Source organism: Pontiella desulfatans, assembly GCF_900890425.1.
In the GTDB taxonomy this organism is placed as follows: Bacteria; Verrucomicrobiota; Kiritimatiellia; order Kiritimatiellales; family Pontiellaceae; genus Pontiella; species Pontiella desulfatans.
On record NZ_CAAHFG010000002.1, the window covers coordinates 1,321,252 to 1,339,619 of the forward strand.

The following is an 18,368-nucleotide window of genomic DNA, read 5'->3' on the forward strand; positions in this document are numbered from 1 at the left end:
GGTGTTTTCAGGGTCCGTTGTCCGGCGGGCCCTGCTCAATCTTTTTAATCAAGAACATAAGAAGCAAAAGGAGAAAAAATGAAAAAAATAATAGTAGCCATCATGGCCTTGTCTGGCCTGATGGCATCGGTACATGCCGATCCGGTCGAGCTCATTGTGAATGGTGGTTTTGAAGAGGATGGTTATACCTCAAATGATGTTAATAATGTAGCACGAACGATTACCGGTTGGTCTTCGTCGTTGAGTGATAATAAATTGCGGGTTGATCATATTTCGGCTCTACCCGGAGGCGTAGACAATACGGTCATTCGTATGTTGCCGAGCAATGTCATGTATCAGAACTTAACCACGGACTGGGATGCGGACAGTACGTTCACGTTGTCGTTCAATGCTTCGGAGGTTTCATGGAAAAACGGTGCCGTGGGAAACCGGTTTTTCCCGCAGATCAAGACTGCGGACAACAGCAAGCAATTGTGGCTTGCATTGGCTGACCTTGATGGAAACAACGATGGGAGCACATATACTGAGTGGCAGGCAAATCAAACCTTTAGTTGGGAGATTACAGGCCAGGAACTTCTCGATACCGGCTTTGTGTCGGCAGGTGATGCCCTTAGACTCCATATCAATGCAGCAAGTGACTCGGATTCCATCAACTGGATCGACAACGTTTCGATGACCGTAATTCCGGAACCGGCAACGCTGGGGCTGGTGGTTGCCATGGGTGGCAGCCTTCTCTGGGTTCGCCGCGTGTTCATGGTTTAAGTTAATTCATAAAGCCAGGCGAAGGCCGCCCGCTCTGTGTGGCGGCCTTGTTTTTAGAATCATGCCCCAATAGTGGGGAAACAATCGGCTGGTTGAGATCGTAGACGCGACACCCTCGTCGCGTTGCATACGCAAGGCCAGATTCTACGAAACGCGACGAGGGCGTCGCGTCTACGTTGTCGACTTCCTGGAAAAAGGTCATGAACCTTTTTTTCTGACCTAGGTCTAATCGGACCAACTAGAAACGCTTTTTAAAGCAACCGACGAAAAAGAGCAGAACAGATGAAAAAGATTATATACATATCCGCAGTGGCCATCGGACTGGTTGGCTCCGCTCAATCAGCAGAAATCTGGTCTGCGACGACGGCGAATACGACCGTGATCGACAGCGAATATAGTTCGACGGGACCCGCAACCCTTTCCGGGACAGAGGGGAACCTGGTGCTGACCAGCAGCAACGGGGGGTTCAATGCGGACGGAATGGCCAGCACCGCTGATATCAACACCCTGAACGGGACCGCTCTGGTCGACACGGATACGGTTACGATCAAATTAACCGTTGATAGCATCTCGGGTGATCTTAGGGCTAATGGGGTTACGTTTGGAATGTTTTCATCCGCGGAGGCTGCCACTACCGACACGGGAATGCTGATTGGTGCAAAAATGGCGAACCAAGGCAGTGCTGTGAATATTAGAGCTTCATACCAGGATATTGGGGATACCGGTTTCTTTGCAACGGATGCCGAGTTGTATGATGGATTCACGATGACGCTGACTGCAAATGCTGCTGGCTATACGTTCGTGCTCGAGAGTGTCGGGGCGACCTCTCCGATCACGGTTTCCGGCACCTTTGCCGGAACGGAATTTCTCGATCACTTCGGCTCGGGGCACTTCTATTTTTCGGCCCAAAAATTCAATACAGGTCCTGTTTCCACCACCATTAGCGAAGCGAGTATTAGCGTAACGGGGGCTGAAGTGTTCTACGCGGACTTTAATGCCGCGACTGAAATCAGCGGTTCTGTTACTGCAAACGCAACGGAAGCCAATCTGAATGCCGGAACGGCGGTCGGAAGCTGGTTTTTGCCGGATGTCGAACCCGGCGCAATCATTTCCGATGGCGACGCCAACCATGCCTTTATGTTCGATCGCGTGCTGTCGGGGTCCACGTCGAATACCGTGACAGCACTGTTCGAGCGGAGCGTGGATCTGGCTGGCGGAAAAGGCCTCGTGTTGGAAATGGATTTGTATGCCGCGCGCCAGAGCAGCTCGCAACGCATTGAGTTTTCGTTAGACGATGCCGATGGGAACAGCGCCTATACGTTTGTTTTCCGAATGAATGATACGAAGGATTTTTACACCCTGAATGCTTCCGGATTGCTGACCGATGTCACGGCGAATGGAACAGGCGTAAACAACGGATTAAAAAATCCGGCGGTCGACGGGTATTTGGATTGGGGAGCTACCATGATTCATGTGAAAGCCGAGATCAGCAGCCAGCCGACTCAGGCCGGTAACCGCGGGGCCTTGTTGAGCATAGACTGGAACGGCGATGGCGATTATGCCGATGACGGCGAGTTGCTGGAAGCCCATGCGGGCCCCCGTTTCTCCGGGGTAACGGAAATCAGTTCGCTTCGTATTTCCAATCTGACGACGATTGGAGGCGGTGCCTGGATTGATAATCTTTCCGCGACGGCCACGGTCGGGGCGGTGGTCGCCTCCCCAGACCATATGAATCTGGCCAAGTATCAGACCACCACGGCGGATTCGTCCGATTCCGATACGCCGAAGCAGTTTGCCACCGACGGGTTCGCGGCGCAGGACAGCCGCTGGGGAACCAGTTCCGCCGCCCCGCACTGGCTTGCGGTCGAGCTGGCGACTCCGATGTCCATAGGTAGCGCGCACCTCTACAGCGGCACCCCGTGGGGGTTCGTCGTTGAGGATTTTGTGCTCCAATACTACGAGGGGGGGAGCTGGATTGATATTCCCGGCGCAACGGTTTCCGGCAACACGGTGCCTGCACTCAATATCGTGTTCGACGCACCCGTCACCGCTCAGATGTTTCGTTTATACACCACCGACGGATCACCCCGCGTGAAGGAGCTGGCGTTGTATCCTGCGACGGACGACGGCTCCATGGTTCCCTTCGGTGCGGATCTGGACCTCAACGTGGCCAAGATGAGGCAGTACGCGTACTCCTCCGTCAGTGGAAACAACTATCCCAAGCTGGCGATCGATGGTTATGCCGATGATTCCTCCGGCTGGGCCAGTGCCAACACGGCCGGGCCGCACGACCTTGAAATCCATCTGTTGGAGAACGAGGCCATCGGCGGCATCCATCTCTATTCCGGCTACACGGACCAGCCGGGTACGCAGGTCCAGGACTTCGAGGTGGCTTATCATGATGGTTCCGGCTGGGTGCTCTTTGACGGCGGGGCGGTTTCCGGCAACACCGAGCTCAACCGGGTGGTTCAGTTTAACGCGTCCGCCACGACAACAAAAATCCGTCTGCGCTGTCTCGGTTGCGGTCAGGCCTTCGTCCGTGAGTTCGCGGTCATGCCGGACGACGGCGGGGACGGCTATCCGCTCTGGACGGATGTGAAGAACGAAGCGCCGCCCTCGGAAAGCTTCATGGATTACGAGGATTCCTACTACACCATCGAAAACCGGGAATCCGGACAGGACCTCGCAAACGGATGGCTCCAGGTTTTGCTCAACCTCGGCACCGATACCTATCGCCTGCGCAGCAAAGCCTCCGAACGCTGTTTCGAGGTTACGATGGCATCAACGAACGAGGGGGCTTCGATTGTCGAGGGCACTTGGTCGACCCTGCCGCACCAACGTTGGCGGCTGGAGCCCGTTGGTGAGTATGTCAAGATCGTCAACGTCTGGAGTGGATTGGTGCTTGGCCTCGACGGCACCAACGTGGTGCAGCAGGCGTCCGGACCGGAGGCTGCCCAACAATGGAAAATTAATTATGAGACCCATTATCCCAAACGCGGGCAAGCTTCACATTATCACTTTAGCCATCTGTTCAAGCCCAGTTGGGCCTACCGCTGGTCCAATGACTATGAGGAAGAAAACGATCTGAAGCACGGCCAGTATATGCCGATGCAGTGGGGCGGAATCGGCGGGACGTCCCCCAATATACTGAAGTATCAGCCCAAGTGGTATGGCCGGGCCAACCAGACGACGGTGTTGGGCTTCAACGAACCCGATCTTCCTGACCAGGCCAATATGGAAGAAGCAACCGCCGCCTACCAATGGCCGCGCCTCGAGCGCATGCGCCTTCCGCTGGCCGGACCGGTTCCGGCGGCCTATAAGGGAACCTGGCGCCAAAACTATGAAGCGATTGCCGATGAGGAGGGACTGCGTTCCGAATACATGGCGATGCACTGGTATTCGCCCAACGGCGCCTCCAGCGGAAGCCCGAGTACGCTCATCAGCAATATGCAGACCCTCTACAACACCTATGGCAAGCCCATCTGGCTGACCGAATTTTCGACCCGCGATTTCGATGGAACAAAAACCTCCTGGAGCCGCAACCACAACTTTAACTTCCTGGCTGAGTTTATCTGGCGCGCCGAAAGTCTGCCGTGGCTTAAAAAATATTCTGTCTTTGAGTGGGGCGTTTCTGGCGGTGACCCAGCCACAACGGATGCCAGTAGTGCCGATCCGACCGATATGAATTCTCCCCGGACTTCGCTGCACTACAACAACGACTCGACGGATCCCGGCTGGGAAGACCTCGCTGAGTGCGGGCTGCTTCTGGCTGGCTGGGACGGCGATGCGGCCGTTCGCGACGACAAAGCCTACATCATCCACAACAAAGGCCGCTTCCTGCGTCTGATCGACCATCCGGCCTCCAACAGCGTTTCAACAGCCGATGTCCTCAACCGCAGCGCAACCGAACAGTTCATGCTGGAAGATGCGGGTTCTGGCAAAAAATACATTACCGGCCTGAGCGATGGACGCCGCCTTTCCTGCGATGGATCAAGCGTTGGGCTGGCGGCTGCCGGAACCACGGGAGCGGTGGTGGAGTGGGAGCTGAACGAATACCAATACGGCTGGTTCTACATCGACCATCCATCCACCGGCAAGCGCTTGCGCATCACCGATGCGGACGCGATCGATGTTGTGGCGGATTCGAATGCCTACGACAACCTGCGCTTCCGTTTCATCAAGCACTACCTCCCGATCTCGCTCACCGAGGTGCAGAGCCTCCCGTACGCCGAAAGCTTCGAGGACGGGATCGGGGCCTGGCGTGAATTCGATAACGACTCAACGCGGTATTGGGAAGTCGGCTCCGGCGGAACCCCGACCGCGGCGGCCGGACCGGGCGGCGCTTCCGACGGCAATCATTATCTCTTTGCCGAAGGCCATGATGCCGGGGGCTATGTCACCAACATGGTGGAGTGTGTTTTTGATCTGGGTACCGCCGGCTCCACCGTCATGACCTTCGATTACCACATGTACGGCTCCTACATCGATTTCCTCTCGCTGGACGTGTTCGACGGTTCCACCTGGACGTCCAATGTCTGGACTAAAAAAGGGCAGCAGCAGAGCGGCAGCGACGATGCCTGGTTGTCGGCGACCGTCGATCTTTCTGCGTATGCAGGAAATGCAGCGGTAACCCTGCGCTTCCGCACGGCAAACAAGCAGTGGGGGGCGGCCGATCCGGCCATCGATAATATCCATATCGACGGGACCTATCAGCCCTTTCCCTACGCCGAGAGCTTCGAGCATGGCTTCGGGAAATGGACACAGTCGACCGACGACGACTTCGATTGGACGCGCAACAGCGGAGGAACGGACACGGCAGGCACGGGCCCGAATGGTGCTTCGGACGGAAGCTGGTATCTCTATATCGAGCCGCACGATGATTACAACGGGCACAACAAGATCGCCGCGATAGAGGGCGCCTTCGATCTCAGTACGTTGGAAACGGCGGAGTTGAGTTTCGATTATCACATGTACGGCGTGAATGTCGATTATTTGGCGGTCGATGTTTCCGATGGCACCACCTGGACGTCCGATGTCTGGAAAATGACCGGTGCGCAGCAGGGCAGCTGGTCGAACGCGGTGGTCGATCTGTCGGCCTATGCCGGAGGCAGCGAGGTCATGATCCGGTTCCGGGCCAAGCAGCTGTATTGGCACGTCTCCGATATCGCCCTCGACAACATCCGGATCAACGAGGCATCCCTGGAGGAGGGCTATTCCAGCTGGGCCGCCGACTACGGCCTGGCCGGCGACGATGCGCTGTCCGGTGCCGATCCCGAGAACGGGGGTGCCGGCGATGGATACGACAACCTGGCGGAATTTGCCCTCGGCATGAATCCAACCACCGCGGATGCCGGCTCCAGGGATTGGGCAACCGTTTCGGCCGAGGATGGAACGGACTGGTTCGACTATGTCCATTACCGCCGCGCGAACCATGTTGCGGAAGGGTTGAGCTATTGGCTGATTGATTCAACGAGTCTGGTGGAATCCGTCACGGCCACCAATACGCAGGATCATGTCATCGTCGGCCCTGCCGTCAACGGCTATGAGCCCGTAACCAACCGCTACGAAGCCGATGGTGCGGCCCGCTTCATCAAGCTCGAAATCCGGCAGGACTAGCACGTTGTGAAGATAGTCGCAGAACCACTGCAGCTGAGGGGGAGTTCCGCCTTGCCTGACCCCAAAGTCAGGCGTGCAGATGGCTAATTGCTGGATGGAAGGATTCCGCTTTTGTAAGCCTTCGAGATGGCGGAGGGGGCGTTCTCGACCTGCAGCTTTTCGTAGATGTGGCGGATGTGGGTTTTAACGGTGCCAACGCCGATGCCGAGCCGGTCGGCGATTTCCTTCTTGAGCAGGCCATCGCCGAGCAGGGTGAGGATTTCCATTTCCCGTTCGGAGAGCGGTTTGTCCAGTTGTACCTTGGCGGTCCTGGTTTTTATTACGTTCGTAAACCATGGTCGTGGTCGTTCCGCTTGATTCAGGTAGCAAGGCTGGCCCGTTTCTGTCGAGCAATAGAGAATGGATCAGAAGGGGGCAAATTCCACTTAAGCTTGTAGTCCTAAAATCCGGGTTAAGCGCACTTTCAGTTCCACCCGTCGTTCCAGACGCGGAATTCGCTCGGGCGAAGGCGGTAGCGGGCAATATTGCCTTCGTGCAGGCTGCAGAGTTCAAGCTCGACCGCCTCAATGAATTTAACGCGGTCGCCGGGCTGAATTTCCCGTTCGGTCTGTTCGCCGATCCATCGGGATGCGCTTCGCTTATCCATGCGTTGGTTCACCACCCATTGGACAAACTGTTTGATTTCCGTTCGGTACTGCAGCCGGAATGGATCGGGTTCGCCGGCAACCTGCCGGATCTCCGCGTGCCGCGAGCAGGAGCGGCGGTAGGCCCAGGAGAACACATCGCGCAAATAATCCACGCGGGTCAGTTCATAAACACCGATCGTGGCCCGGGTATAGTCCTGCTGGTCCACATCTGTGAACGAAAGCGGGCAAAGGTTGTGCCGCGTCAGCGGAATGTTCGCGGCCAGCCGCGAGGTTCGTTTGTTGACATCCTCGAAGGGCTGGAGGTAGGGCAGGTGGACCATAATAAAAAAAGCCTGCTCAAACGGATTCGCGATGGCCTCCGCCTTTTCGAGCATCAGGTCGAAATAGAGTTCCACTTTCTGGGGAATGGCCAGGGGGCGGAACGCCGTTCCGGTGATGCCGACCGGTTTGACGCGCAATCTGCCGGACGCATCGGGGTTCTGCATCAGGTTTTCGGAGAGCAGGGCATGAAGGTTGCAGACGGTATAGCGGTTGAAGCCGATTTCATCGGCCTGTTCCGCCAGCATTTCGATGGCCGCCTTATGGTTGAGGATCATTTGGGTTTCCTCCACCTTCTTGCCTTCTGCATTTTGCCCGGCCTCGATCAACAGCTGGGTGTCGAGCAGCGAATAGGTGTTGCCCTCCAGCCGGCTGGAGTTCCACGACAGGTCTATGATCAGGCGGTCCATGACCTGGCGTAGGTAGGTTCCGGCGGGAAGCTCGTTCGGGCCGAGCCGTCCCAGTGCCAGAAGTTCGGCCCTCAGCGGTTCATCGAGGTATGAAGTCGAATTGGGTTCATAGGCTTCCAACAAGGAAGGATTGTAGGTGACCGGCGTTCGTTCGCTCAGGGGGCGCATCACCATCTGTTTTGTAAACTCCCCTTCTTTGGAGAGTTTCCGGGTGGCATAGGAAACATCCGGGATTTCCGCAATCACGGCATCCGGAAGGGGGAGGGGGGCGGGGAAATAGCGTTTGCCGCGGCCGGAGCCTCGGGCTTCAATGCGGCCTTCTTCGGCCAACCGGGCCAAGCGGCGCTGCAGCGTACGCGTGGGGAGGTTCATGCCGATGGTCTGCCGGATTCCTTCGGCGTCGATTCCGCCCGGATGTGCGGCAATGGCGGAGGCGATAGCCGCAAGCTCTTCTGATGGGATAATCTTTGGCATGTCTCGTTTATATGTCGTCAAAAGGGGGAATTCAAGCTTTTATTCCTTTTTGTGTCGTGAAAAAGCTTCTTTGTGACGTATTTCGGGTTTTATATGTCGCAAATTGGCGCGCCATTCGTTTGGGGGCTCTATGCAACAAACTGGGTGGCATTGGGCTTTTTAGTGGGCGGCATCTCCCAAATGGTGGATAGGCAACCCAGATGATTCTGGTATTATTGCTTTTTTAATGAATTCAAAGGGAAGGGTGGGGTCGCATTTAAGTATCCCTATTTGGTATTCCTGTCCGTATGGATTTGTACAGGTGATGGGTTTGCGCCAATAATTTTGAAGAGAGCTTGTGAATAGAGCGTTCTGGGAACGCGGGAAGGGATTATGGATATTAAGATGAAAGCGGTTCGTTTTGCGGTGGTTGCGGCTTGTCTGTTTGGAGCCGTGGCCGCACATGCAGAGAAGCCATACGACGGCAGTTGGGAATCGTTGCAGCGGATGCCCGTTCCGGCGTGGTTCGACGACGGCAAGATCGGCATCTTCATCCATTGGGGGCCGTACAGTGCGATCGGCTATCGCAAGGGTGGGCGCGGTTATGCGGAGCATGTGCCGAAAATGATCTACCGGGAGCCTGAGCACTATTACCCCTATGTGAAGCAGCGCTGGGGCGCATGCCCTCCGGAGTTCGGCTACAAGGATATCATCCCGGATTTCAAGGCGGAAAAGTGGAACCCCGATGAATGGGCCAAGCTGTTCAAGGAGGTCGGCGCAACCTATGTGGTGCTCACGGCCGAACACCACGACGGCTGGGCCAACTGGGATTCCGATCTCACGCCGTGGAACGCGGTCGACAAGGGGCCGAAGCGCGATCTCGTCGGCGATCTCGGCAAGGCCGTGCGCAAGCAGGGGCTGAAATATGCGCCGTCCTATCACCGCGAACGGCACAGCTCGTTCTTTGCCGAAAAACTCTATGTGGTTAACGCCACGCCCCTGCCGGATATCGCGGAAGAGATCCGGCGCGTTCCCGAAGCCGCATCGCTCTATGGCCCCTTCGGCTTTTCAAAGGATTATGTGGACGACTATGTGGCGCGCTGGAAGGAGATTCAGCAAAAGTACCGGCCCGACATGCTGTGGGTGGACGATTTCCCGATCTACACCCGCGACGGCAACCAAGTGCGCAAGGGTACGGCGAAGCCGATCATTCAATATTTCGACGACCAGGTGCGCGGAATGATCACGGACTATATGAACAACGGCGCGGCCCTGAACCAGCCGGTTTATGTCAACAACAAGGGCGGCAACCGCAACTGGCCCGACGGCGTCGGCTGCCTGGAGAAAGACAACCTTAAGCTCAAGGTGATCGGCCCCAAGTGGCAAAGCTGCACCACCTTTGGAACCTCCTTCGGCTATCTCGAGGGCGACACCTATAAAACCGTCGAGGGCGTCATCCATGAAATGATCGAGGTGGTCAGCCGCAACGGCAACTTCCTGATCAACATTGGCCCGAAGGCCGACGGCACGCTGGTGCCCGAGCAGGTGGAGCGCCTGCGCGCCATGGGCGACTGGCTGAAGATCAACGGCGCCGCCATCTATGGCTCCCGCTACTGGAAGGAGTGCGACCAGAAGGACGAGCACCTCGCCTTCACCACCAACGGCAAGAACCTCTATGCCATCAAGCTTCAAAAACCCGTCGGGCCGTTCACCATCGCGGGCACCGCAGGGTGGACGGCCGGCCAAGTGAAGTCGGTCCGCCTGCTCGGTTCCCATGCGGAAGTGGAATGGACGATGTCGCCGCAGGGGCTGGCGGTCTCGCCGCCTTCGAACCTGGGCGAAAGCCAATATGCCTGGACGTTCGAGATCGTGACCGACCGTGAACAGCATAAACCGAATGTCATCCTGCACGATGCCGCCAAGGCTTTGACGGGCACCAAGGAGGTCGATCTGGAAGGGTATGATGCAACGATGCCGGAAAATGTGCCGGGTTCGTCCGTGGTGGTCGAAACCGCGTCCAGTGCGCAGGGTTTCAAACAGCTTCCGCCTCCGCCCGCATCGGGCCTGAAGGTTGCGGCAAACCAGAAAACCGGCAACGAGCCGTTGGAGTCGTTGACGGATGGAACGGTTACCGCTGGATTTGGCCCTGTCTTCGGAAACGGCACCCGCAACGGGGCCTACAAAATGGATCTGGGCGCGGTGAAATCCGTGTCGGCCATCAGCAGCTGGTCGCACAACATGAAGGGATTCCGCGGTGCCCAAAAGCTGGCCCTTTACGGCAGCGCAGCAACGGCCGACCCCGGTTGGGATCTTTCGCGCTATGCGCCGCTCGGCTCAATCGACACGACCGGAGCGGCCAAGGCCCCGTTCACGGCGGCCTCCTTGCAGGCAGCCGAAGGAAAGCGGCTTGGCGAGTTCCGCTGGATTGTCTGGGCGGTCTCGCCGATTTCGGAAAAAGGCGGCGGAGAAAACACCGCCATGCAAGAGCTTTTCGTCGAGTGCATCAAATGAGGCAAAGTGCTCCCGGAAGCGGAGGCCAGGTCTTGAATATGAAAACTAAAACAGTCAGCGCAATCATCATGCTCACCGTTGCGGTGGGGCCTGCCCATGCGGCGGAATGGCGATGGACGGGGGCGGACGATGGGACACAATTTGATAATCCGCTGAACTGGGATGCCGAACCGGCATCTTTCCCGCAACCGGCAACGAACCATCTGTGGATTGCGGGGGGTGCGCCGGTGGCATCGGCCGACATCCATCTGGGGGCGCAGCGGCTGCGTGTTTCATCCGGTTCGCTGGTGGCCGAAGGGATTTCCGCCGACGGCGATGCCACCGACCGGCGCGCCGGGCTGATCCTGGAAGGCGGCTCGGTCGAGGCCGACTATCTGGAGGATGTGATCTGCGGGCTGGAAGGCGCTGCCGCGCTGGTGTTGCGCAACACAAATGCGCCGCTGCGCGATGCGTGGCTCGATCTCGGCTCGCTGGACTGCTCGGTGGTTTTCCGGGGCATGGAGCCGGATGCGGTTGAGGCCCTGGCCAACCTGCGCATTTCGGTGTTCGGCATCCAGCCGGTTCGGAATAAAAATTATCGGCTGGTCGATACCGGCGCCGATACGCGTCTTGAACCCTATTACTACGAATGGACAGGGGCCGGCGATGGGGTTTCGCTCTATAAGGGCAACAACTGGGATACCGATCCCGACACCCCCGGTACGCAGGCCGCCGCCGATTGGAGCAGCACGAAAAAGCTTCCCGCCGGGCTCTATATTCCGTCGGGCAACGTGGGCGGCGGCGGTTTCGGCGTCAACTTGAACCTCTACCAGTTCCACATCGTCATGACCGGCGGCAAGATGAAGGGGCAGGGCGGGGGCGGCATCGTGGGCGGTGTCAACGCGCGCAACGACCGCAACCCGATCCATCTTTCCGGCGGTACGCTCGAGGTCGATTGGCTGCGCCAGATGGAACTGCACTTGAGCGGTTCCGGGAGCGCCATCCTGCGCAGTGCCACCGAGGCGCTCGACAATGCGGTCGTCACCATGAACGGCGAGGGGGTCTCGATTGAATTCACGCAGGCCACCTTCAACCAGGTGCGCGAGTTTTATCTGCCGATGATCTCGGCCAACGGGCCGCTGGCGGTCTCGCCGGACGGCGGCAGCTTGGTCGTGAACGTCCATCGCGACGCCAATACGAATGGCATGGACGATGTTTGGGAAACCAACTGGGCGGGCGCCGACGATGGCGACGGGCTGGATCTGTTGGGCGAATATTTGGCCGGCACCGATCCCTCCAATCCGGATACCGATGGCGACACGATCCTGGACGGCGCGGATCCCGATCCGCTCAAGGCGGATGCCGATGGCGACGGGCTTTCCGACCCGGATGAAGTGGCTGCGGGCACCGATCCGCTCAACCCCAATTCCGATGGCGATCGCTTTCTCGACGGCGGCGAAGTCCTGCGCGGCACCGACCCGCTTGATCCCGCCAGCCAGCCGGTTGCGCCCAATATTATCCTGGTGATGGCCGACGATGCCGGGTGGGGCGAGCTGGGTTGCTATGGCAATGCCACGGTGCAGACCCCGGTTCTCGACCAGATGGCGGCGGAGGGGCTGCGCTTCACCAGCTTCTATTCCAGCGGCTGCGTCTGCGCTCCCACGCGCTATTCGATTTTGATGGGGCAGCACACCGGGCGTGCCGCGCTGCGCTCGTGGAACGTGCGCCTGCGCCCCGGCGACCCAACGCTCGCCACCATGCTGCGCGATGCCGGCTACAACACCGGCGTGTTCGGCAAGTGGGGCGTCGGCGATGCCGGCAACGGGGGCATGCCGACGCAGGGCGGCTTCCAGCGCTTCTTCGGAATCGTCGACCACCAGGAAGGGCACCGCCACTACCATCGCTACCTGTGGCGCGACCTCGATCCGGTCTTCTACAACCCCGTCACCGCGTGGCGGCACAACGACGCCCCGCTCGATTTCCCGGGGGCGGGCAATTCGGGCATCATGAATGGCGATTTGGAGGCGAACCGCGGCAACATCCATTCGCACGACCTCATTACGCAGGAGCTCTTCGGGTTCATTCAAGATCACACGAACGAGGCGTTCTTCGCCTATTGGAACCCGATCCACCCGCACGGGCCGATCCAGGAGAGCGCACACCCGGACGACCTCGTCGACGGCGACGGCATTCTGGCGGATACGGCGTACCGCAGCATGGTCGATGCGTTCTACGCCGGCTCCGGCCTTTCCGATAGCCAGCTGGGCCGGATTTCGCAAACCACGGCCATCGACCACGACATGGGGCGGTTGATCGCCAAGCTCAACGAGTTGGGAATCGCCGACAACACCATCATCCTGTTCACCTCGGACAACGGGTCGGATGCCGTCTATGCGGACGATCCGGATCTAATGCTGGTCGGGGATTTGAACGGCAACAAGTGGATCCTGCACGAGGGCGGCATCCGCGTGCCGCTGATCGCGTGGTCGCCCTCGCTGATCCCGGCCAACGAAACCATCGACCATCCCGCCGCGATGGACGACCTCTACCCCACGCTGGCGGAACTCTGCGGCGGCATCAACCACCGAGGGCTGACCGGCCACTCGTTCGCCTCGCTGCTCAAGGGCGGGGCAGCGGCTTCGCTCGAACCGTGGCCGCTTTATTGGGAATGGGCGACCGGGAACTATTGGGAGCGCGCCGTGCGCCATGGCGATTGGAAGCTGCGCCGCCTACGCTCGAAAACCGACGCAACCGATGCCTACGAACTCTACAACCTGACGGCGAACCGGCAGGAGTCGGTCAACCTGGTTGCCACCGAGCCCGAACGGTTCGCCCTGCTTGCCCGCCTGATGGACGATCCGTACTACCACGATGTCGGCTTCGAAAACTTCCGCGCAACGGACGAGGTGGCGCTCGCGGACGGCGACCAATCGCTCGCGAAGGGATCGGTGGGGTTCATCCTCGACGAAGGCATGGCCACGTGGACGCCGCTGGCCGTGGCGCAGTCCAATGCGGTTGGCCTTTCGCTCCGCATGAAACTCGATGCGGGCGAGCGGGGGCGCTTTGGCCTGACGGATGGAAACGCCGCGGATTTCCTGCAGTTTGAAATCGACGAGGCAACGGGAACGTTCCAATTGAACGGGGAGTCCGGCGAGCTGCCGGCCGCTGAAGCCGACGGCGCGTGGACGGCCACGCTGGTTTGGGAACCGGGCGGGCTGAGTTCCGTGAAGGTCGGCGGAACGGGGGTTCAGGTTGCGTCGCCGGCCGGCCTTGCGTACCTCTCGCAGGCGCGTTGCGAATCGCCGGTTGGAACCGCCGAGTTCAGCAATTTCCGGCTGCACGGCATGGCCGCGCAGGTGACGGCGTCGCAACTGAGGCTTGATCCTTCGGTGGGTGGGCAACATTTGATTCAGGCCCGCCGGAACGGCGCCGCGCAAAACTGGAGCTACCGGCAGACCGATTGCTTAACCAATGGTTGGATTAACGCACCGGTTTTACGGGAATCCGTGCTCCCTGGCTATGGGGGGTGGGAGACGGTCGAAACAAGTTTCCTGCCGGAAACGCCGTTGCCGGACAGTCGTTTTTACTCCACGGTTCCGGAATAGGGGCGGAAACGGCTGGAAATTATGTGCTGATCCATGTCATTCAAAGGGGGTCTTTGCCGTTAAAGGGTATGACCGGGGGAAACCGGATTCGAATGAAACGAGCAACGATGGTCTGGATGACGTGGGCGGAATGAGTAGGTTTTTGAAAGTTCAAATGGTGGTGCTGGGGCTATGTGCCGCTGCGGACGCCTACGACGAAGTGGTGGTCTTTCCCAAGGAAAAGGGGGTGAAGATCGACCGGTTTTTCTATGATTTCAAATCGCCTTCGGCGCCCTGGAAGTTTACGCAGAAAGGGTGGGCCAAGACGCTGCTGGAGGAGTATGGCTTCAACGGCATCCGCACCTCGATCTATGGCACCGGAAGCAAACCGGCGCACCCGGAACCCGGCGTGGTGCTGGAGGAATACTACCAAGGGGAAACCAAGGGCCTCAAGCTGGCCAGGAAGATCCGGCCGAACACCATCATCTTTGCCAGCAAGAAGCTCGACAACACCCAATCGTTCCCGGACTGGACGAAGGGGGCCAAGGGCGTCATTCCCGAAAAGTATGCCATCCTGGTCGCCGATTATCTCGAATACATGAAAGGCGAAGGCCTCGAGGTGGATGTGCTCGCCATCGACAACGAACGCCGCTTCAACGAAGGCAACATTATGCCGGAGACGCACCGGGACGTGGTGCTGGAGCTGCGTCGCCTAACGGCCGAGCGTGGATTGCGCATGCCCAAGGTGGTGGGGCATGAGGACTATGCCGTGGGGCGCCACAAGTGGATGGAAACCTTCGATTCGCTGCAAAGCGACACCATGGATATCTTTGGTGCGCACTACTATCCCCGCGCCCGGTTGCTGGAGAAGCTCAAGTCGGATCTTGCGTATGCCGGCGATCGCGAAAAGTGGCATACGGAACTGCATTGGGACAGCCATGGCGATCCCAAGGCAACCAACGATTCGATGGAGACGGCCGTCTGTTCCTTCCTTGCGCTTTGGGACTGCGTCGATCAAGGAATGAATGGCCTGATGTGGTGGGACTTCAGCCCGAAAAAGAATCGGCGCAACCATCTCATGCATGCGGCCAGCGTCCCGCTGGTGAATGCCTGGCCGCTCAAGGTGATCGATCCCGACGGGGCGGAGACGGTCGACTTGAACCAATTGCACACCCGCGCTTTCCTCCAAGGCGACACGCTGACAATCTACGCCATCAACCATGATTCCGCCAAGGAGTGGAAGGATCTGCGCTTCAAGCTCGCCACCGGGCGCATTGCCGGGAAGATCGAAGGGCGCCAGTGGTCCGATGGCGGACCGGCGGAAGGGAACGTTGGAACCATTAAACCCTTTATGCGGGGGAGCTTTCGTGTCAATCTCGCCCCCGGTACAATTTCCGTTTTTTCACTTAACATTAAGCCGTAGCGGTACATCATGAAGCAGCTTTTCATTCGTTGGTTGGTCCTGCTGGGCGGCTCCTTGGCGGTCCATGCCGCGCAACCGAATGTTTTGATCATTCTCGCGGATGATCTGGGGTATGCCGACCTCGGCTTCCAGGGGTCGGAAGAAATCAAGACGCCGCACCTCGACCGCTTGCGCGCTTCCGGCGTCCGGTTTTCCGATGCATATGTCTCGGCCTCGGTTTGCAGTCCGTCGCGCGCGGGCATGATGACCGGGCGGTACCAGCAGCAGTTCGGGCATGAGCCGAACTGCCCGCCCCTGCAATTCGGGATGAACCTCGGGGAAACGACGCTGGCGGATGCGCTCCAGCCGCTGGGCTACCGGACCGGATTGATCGGGAAATGGCACCTGGGCGACCAGGACCGGTTTTATCCGACCAACCGCGGTTTCGATTATTTCTGCGGTTTGCGCGAAGGCTCCCGCAGCTATTTCTTCAGCCCGCAGAACGACGACAAGCCGGGCAGCTACAAGAGGATCGAGGAAAACGGCGAGCCGCTCAAGTTCGAGGGCTACCTGACCGATTTTTTCACGGACAAGGCGGTGGGATTCATCGACGAGGCTTCATCGGAAGAGCCCTTTTTCCTGTTTCTCTCCTATACCGCGCCGCACGCCCCGATGCATGCCACGGAAGAGGACCGGCAACGCTTCAGTCACATTGAAAACGAAAAGCGCCGCACCTATGCCGCGATGGTCTGGGCGATGGACCGGGGGATTGGCCGGGTGATGGAGGCGTTGGATAAAACCGGCGCGTTGCAAAATACGCTGGTCTTTTTCCTGAGCGATAACGGCGGGCCCATTCATCATAATGCCTCGATCAATCTGCCGCTGAACGGGGAGAAGGGCATCAAGTTCGAGGGCGGAATCCGCGTCCCGTTTGTGATGAGCTGGCCGCAACGCCTGCCCCAGGGCGGAACCTATTCCTCCATGGTTTCCTCGCTCGATATTTTCCCGACGGTGTTGGCTGCGGCCGGCGGCAAGCCCGACTATGGCCATTTGGCCGGACGGGATCTGCTGCCCTATGTTCTGGGAGACGATGCCGGCATCCCGCACCAGAGACTCTATTGGCATAAGGAGTGGTTTTCGGCCATGCGCGAAGGGGATTGGAAAATCCTCTATGTGCAGGACTTTGGCTATGCGCTCTACAACCTCGGAGAGGATGTGGGCGAGAAAAACAATGTGGCGAAACGGCAACCCGAAAAACTGGAGCAGATGCGCCGCGGGCTGGAGGCCTGGAAGGCCAGGCGAAGTGGTTCCGAGTGGACCGAAGGCCCGAAGTGGTACAGGATCAACCGTCAATTGCACATAGATCTGATCGAGGAAGGGTCGCAGGTGCCCGCTCCCTGAAGCAGCCGGGGAAGGGCTGGGGACGACGGGTTTTAACAAAAAATAGATAGAGGGATGGATATGTCGGAACGAACCAAGAAAAGATTCTTTTCCAAACACGCAAAATCGAGCGCCGCGCTCATCAGCCTGGGCATCCACGCCGTACTGCTCGTTGTGGCGATCTCCTTCGTGGCGGTTACCGTGATCCATAAGGAAGACCAGGTTTTCGAGGCGAAGCAGGTGCGACGCCCCAAGGTACCGATCAAAAAGCTGCAGGTTCCGGTCAATATCAAGAAAAAGAAAACGCAGAAGCCGAAGTTGCGCAAACGCATCGTGGTCAAGCAGACGCCCAAGGTGCCGGAAATCAAGATGCCGGAGATTACCGGGGTCAAGGGCGGCATGGGCGGCGGCTATGGCGATGGCGGCGGAAACGGCCTGGGCTTCAACATGCCCGAGATCGATTTCTTCGGCGCCAAGGGCAAGGGGGAGAAGGTGGTTTTCATTGTCCACTTCGGCCCGGCGACCATCGGCAAAAATCCCTACCAACGGATGACCGGCTACACGATCCGCAATCGCCTGGAGGATCTGATCAACGAACTCCCGGGGGTGTCCCTGTTCAATGTGGCCGCCTATTGGGCGAACGACACCATTGCGCTTAACCCGGAAATGATGCTGGCCACGCCCGACAACAAACAGAAGGTCATGGACTGGATGGAGCCGGTCAATCCCCTGAAGGGAAACTATGACCACTGCTTCGTTTGGCAGGGTGCGCAGAAGAAGGTTACCAACGCACGCTCGAAATATCCCCAGCGCGTTACCGGGCTGCCCTCCTATTCCACCAAATGGGCCTATCCCTACGAGGTGCCGGGTGGAATCAACACCAAGTATCTGGGCCAAGGAAAAAAATTCATGCACTGGAACCGCGGCGTCACCTGGGCGCTGCAAACCCAGAAACCGGATACGATCTTTATTCTGACGACCAACTACATCGACGACTGGGGCAATGGCGCAAAAGGGAACCCGTCCAAAGTATCGGGGGCCTACCGGGATATGATCCGCGACATCTACGGCCCGGATAAAAACCGGTGGCCCACGCTCAACGTCGTGGTCTTGCAGCACGGCAACTCGAATGCCGACGTGGTTCTGAACTCGCAGTTCGGGCCGATCATCAAGGCCTTCCGGGGCAACGGATCCGTCATTCGCGATATTTCCAAATACATGACCGATGAAGAACGGGCGATGTATAAGGATTTCCGAAGCCAATACAACTAGACTCAACAAGGGGCGCCGTCTTGCCATGGCGGTT

General features: G+C 58.5%; 9 protein-coding genes. 7 read left to right on the forward strand and 2 right to left on the reverse strand.

From position 1 onward, the window contains the following. Positions 1–78: 78 nt before the first annotated feature. On the forward strand, positions 79–762 hold the full coding sequence (locus tag E9954_RS20900) for a PEP-CTERM sorting domain-containing protein (protein WP_136081209.1): 684 nt from the start codon (positions 79–81) through the stop codon (positions 760–762). Positions 763–1,044: 282 nt separating this feature from the next. Beyond that, positions 1,045–6,378 carry a glycosyl hydrolase gene (locus E9954_RS20905; RefSeq protein ID WP_136081210.1) on the forward strand — a complete coding sequence of 1,778 codons (5,334 nt, stop codon included), beginning with the start codon at positions 1,045–1,047 and terminating at the stop codon, positions 6,376–6,378. Positions 6,379–6,461: 83 nt separating this feature from the next. On the opposite strand, the gene E9954_RS20910 is transcribed toward E9954_RS20905, so the two are convergent. After that, entirely contained in the window at positions 6,462–6,779 is a 318-nt protein-coding gene (locus tag E9954_RS20910) for a response regulator transcription factor (protein ID WP_342793829.1), read from the reverse strand. Positions 6,780–6,841: 62 nt separating this feature from the next. Further along, positions 6,842–8,227, reverse strand: a complete 1,386-nt coding sequence (locus tag E9954_RS20915) for a Fic family protein (protein WP_136081212.1) — start codon at positions 8,225–8,227, stop codon at positions 6,842–6,844. Positions 8,228–8,599: 372 nt separating this feature from the next. Here E9954_RS20915 and E9954_RS20920 point away from each other — a divergent pair, with 372 nt between their 5' ends. The 5 genes from E9954_RS20920 to E9954_RS20940 all read left to right on the forward strand — a co-directional run bounded on the left by E9954_RS20920 (position 8,600) and on the right by E9954_RS20940 (position 18,334). Then, complete coding sequence (locus E9954_RS20920) at positions 8,600–10,717, forward strand: alpha-L-fucosidase (protein WP_136081213.1); 2,118 nt, start codon at positions 8,600–8,602, stop codon at positions 10,715–10,717. Positions 10,718–10,755: 38 nt separating this feature from the next. Continuing rightward, positions 10,756–14,301, forward strand: a complete 3,546-nt coding sequence (locus E9954_RS20925; protein ID WP_168442470.1) for a sulfatase-like hydrolase/transferase — start codon at positions 10,756–10,758, stop codon at positions 14,299–14,301. A gap of 130 nt (positions 14,302–14,431) precedes the next feature. Further along, a complete protein-coding gene (locus E9954_RS20930) occupies positions 14,432–15,703 on the forward strand; it encodes a hypothetical protein (protein WP_168442471.1) in 1,272 nt (423 codons plus the stop codon). Positions 15,704–15,712: 9 nt separating this feature from the next. Next, the gene (locus tag E9954_RS20935) at positions 15,713–17,083 is read left to right on the forward strand and encodes a sulfatase-like hydrolase/transferase (protein WP_136081216.1); all 1,371 of its coding nucleotides are present in this window, start codon (positions 15,713–15,715) and stop codon (positions 17,081–17,083) included. Between the two features lie 60 nt (positions 17,084–17,143). Continuing rightward, entirely contained in the window at positions 17,144–18,334 is a 1,191-nt protein-coding gene (locus E9954_RS20940; RefSeq protein WP_136081217.1) for a hypothetical protein, read from the forward strand. Positions 18,335–18,368: the final 34 nt, after the last annotated feature.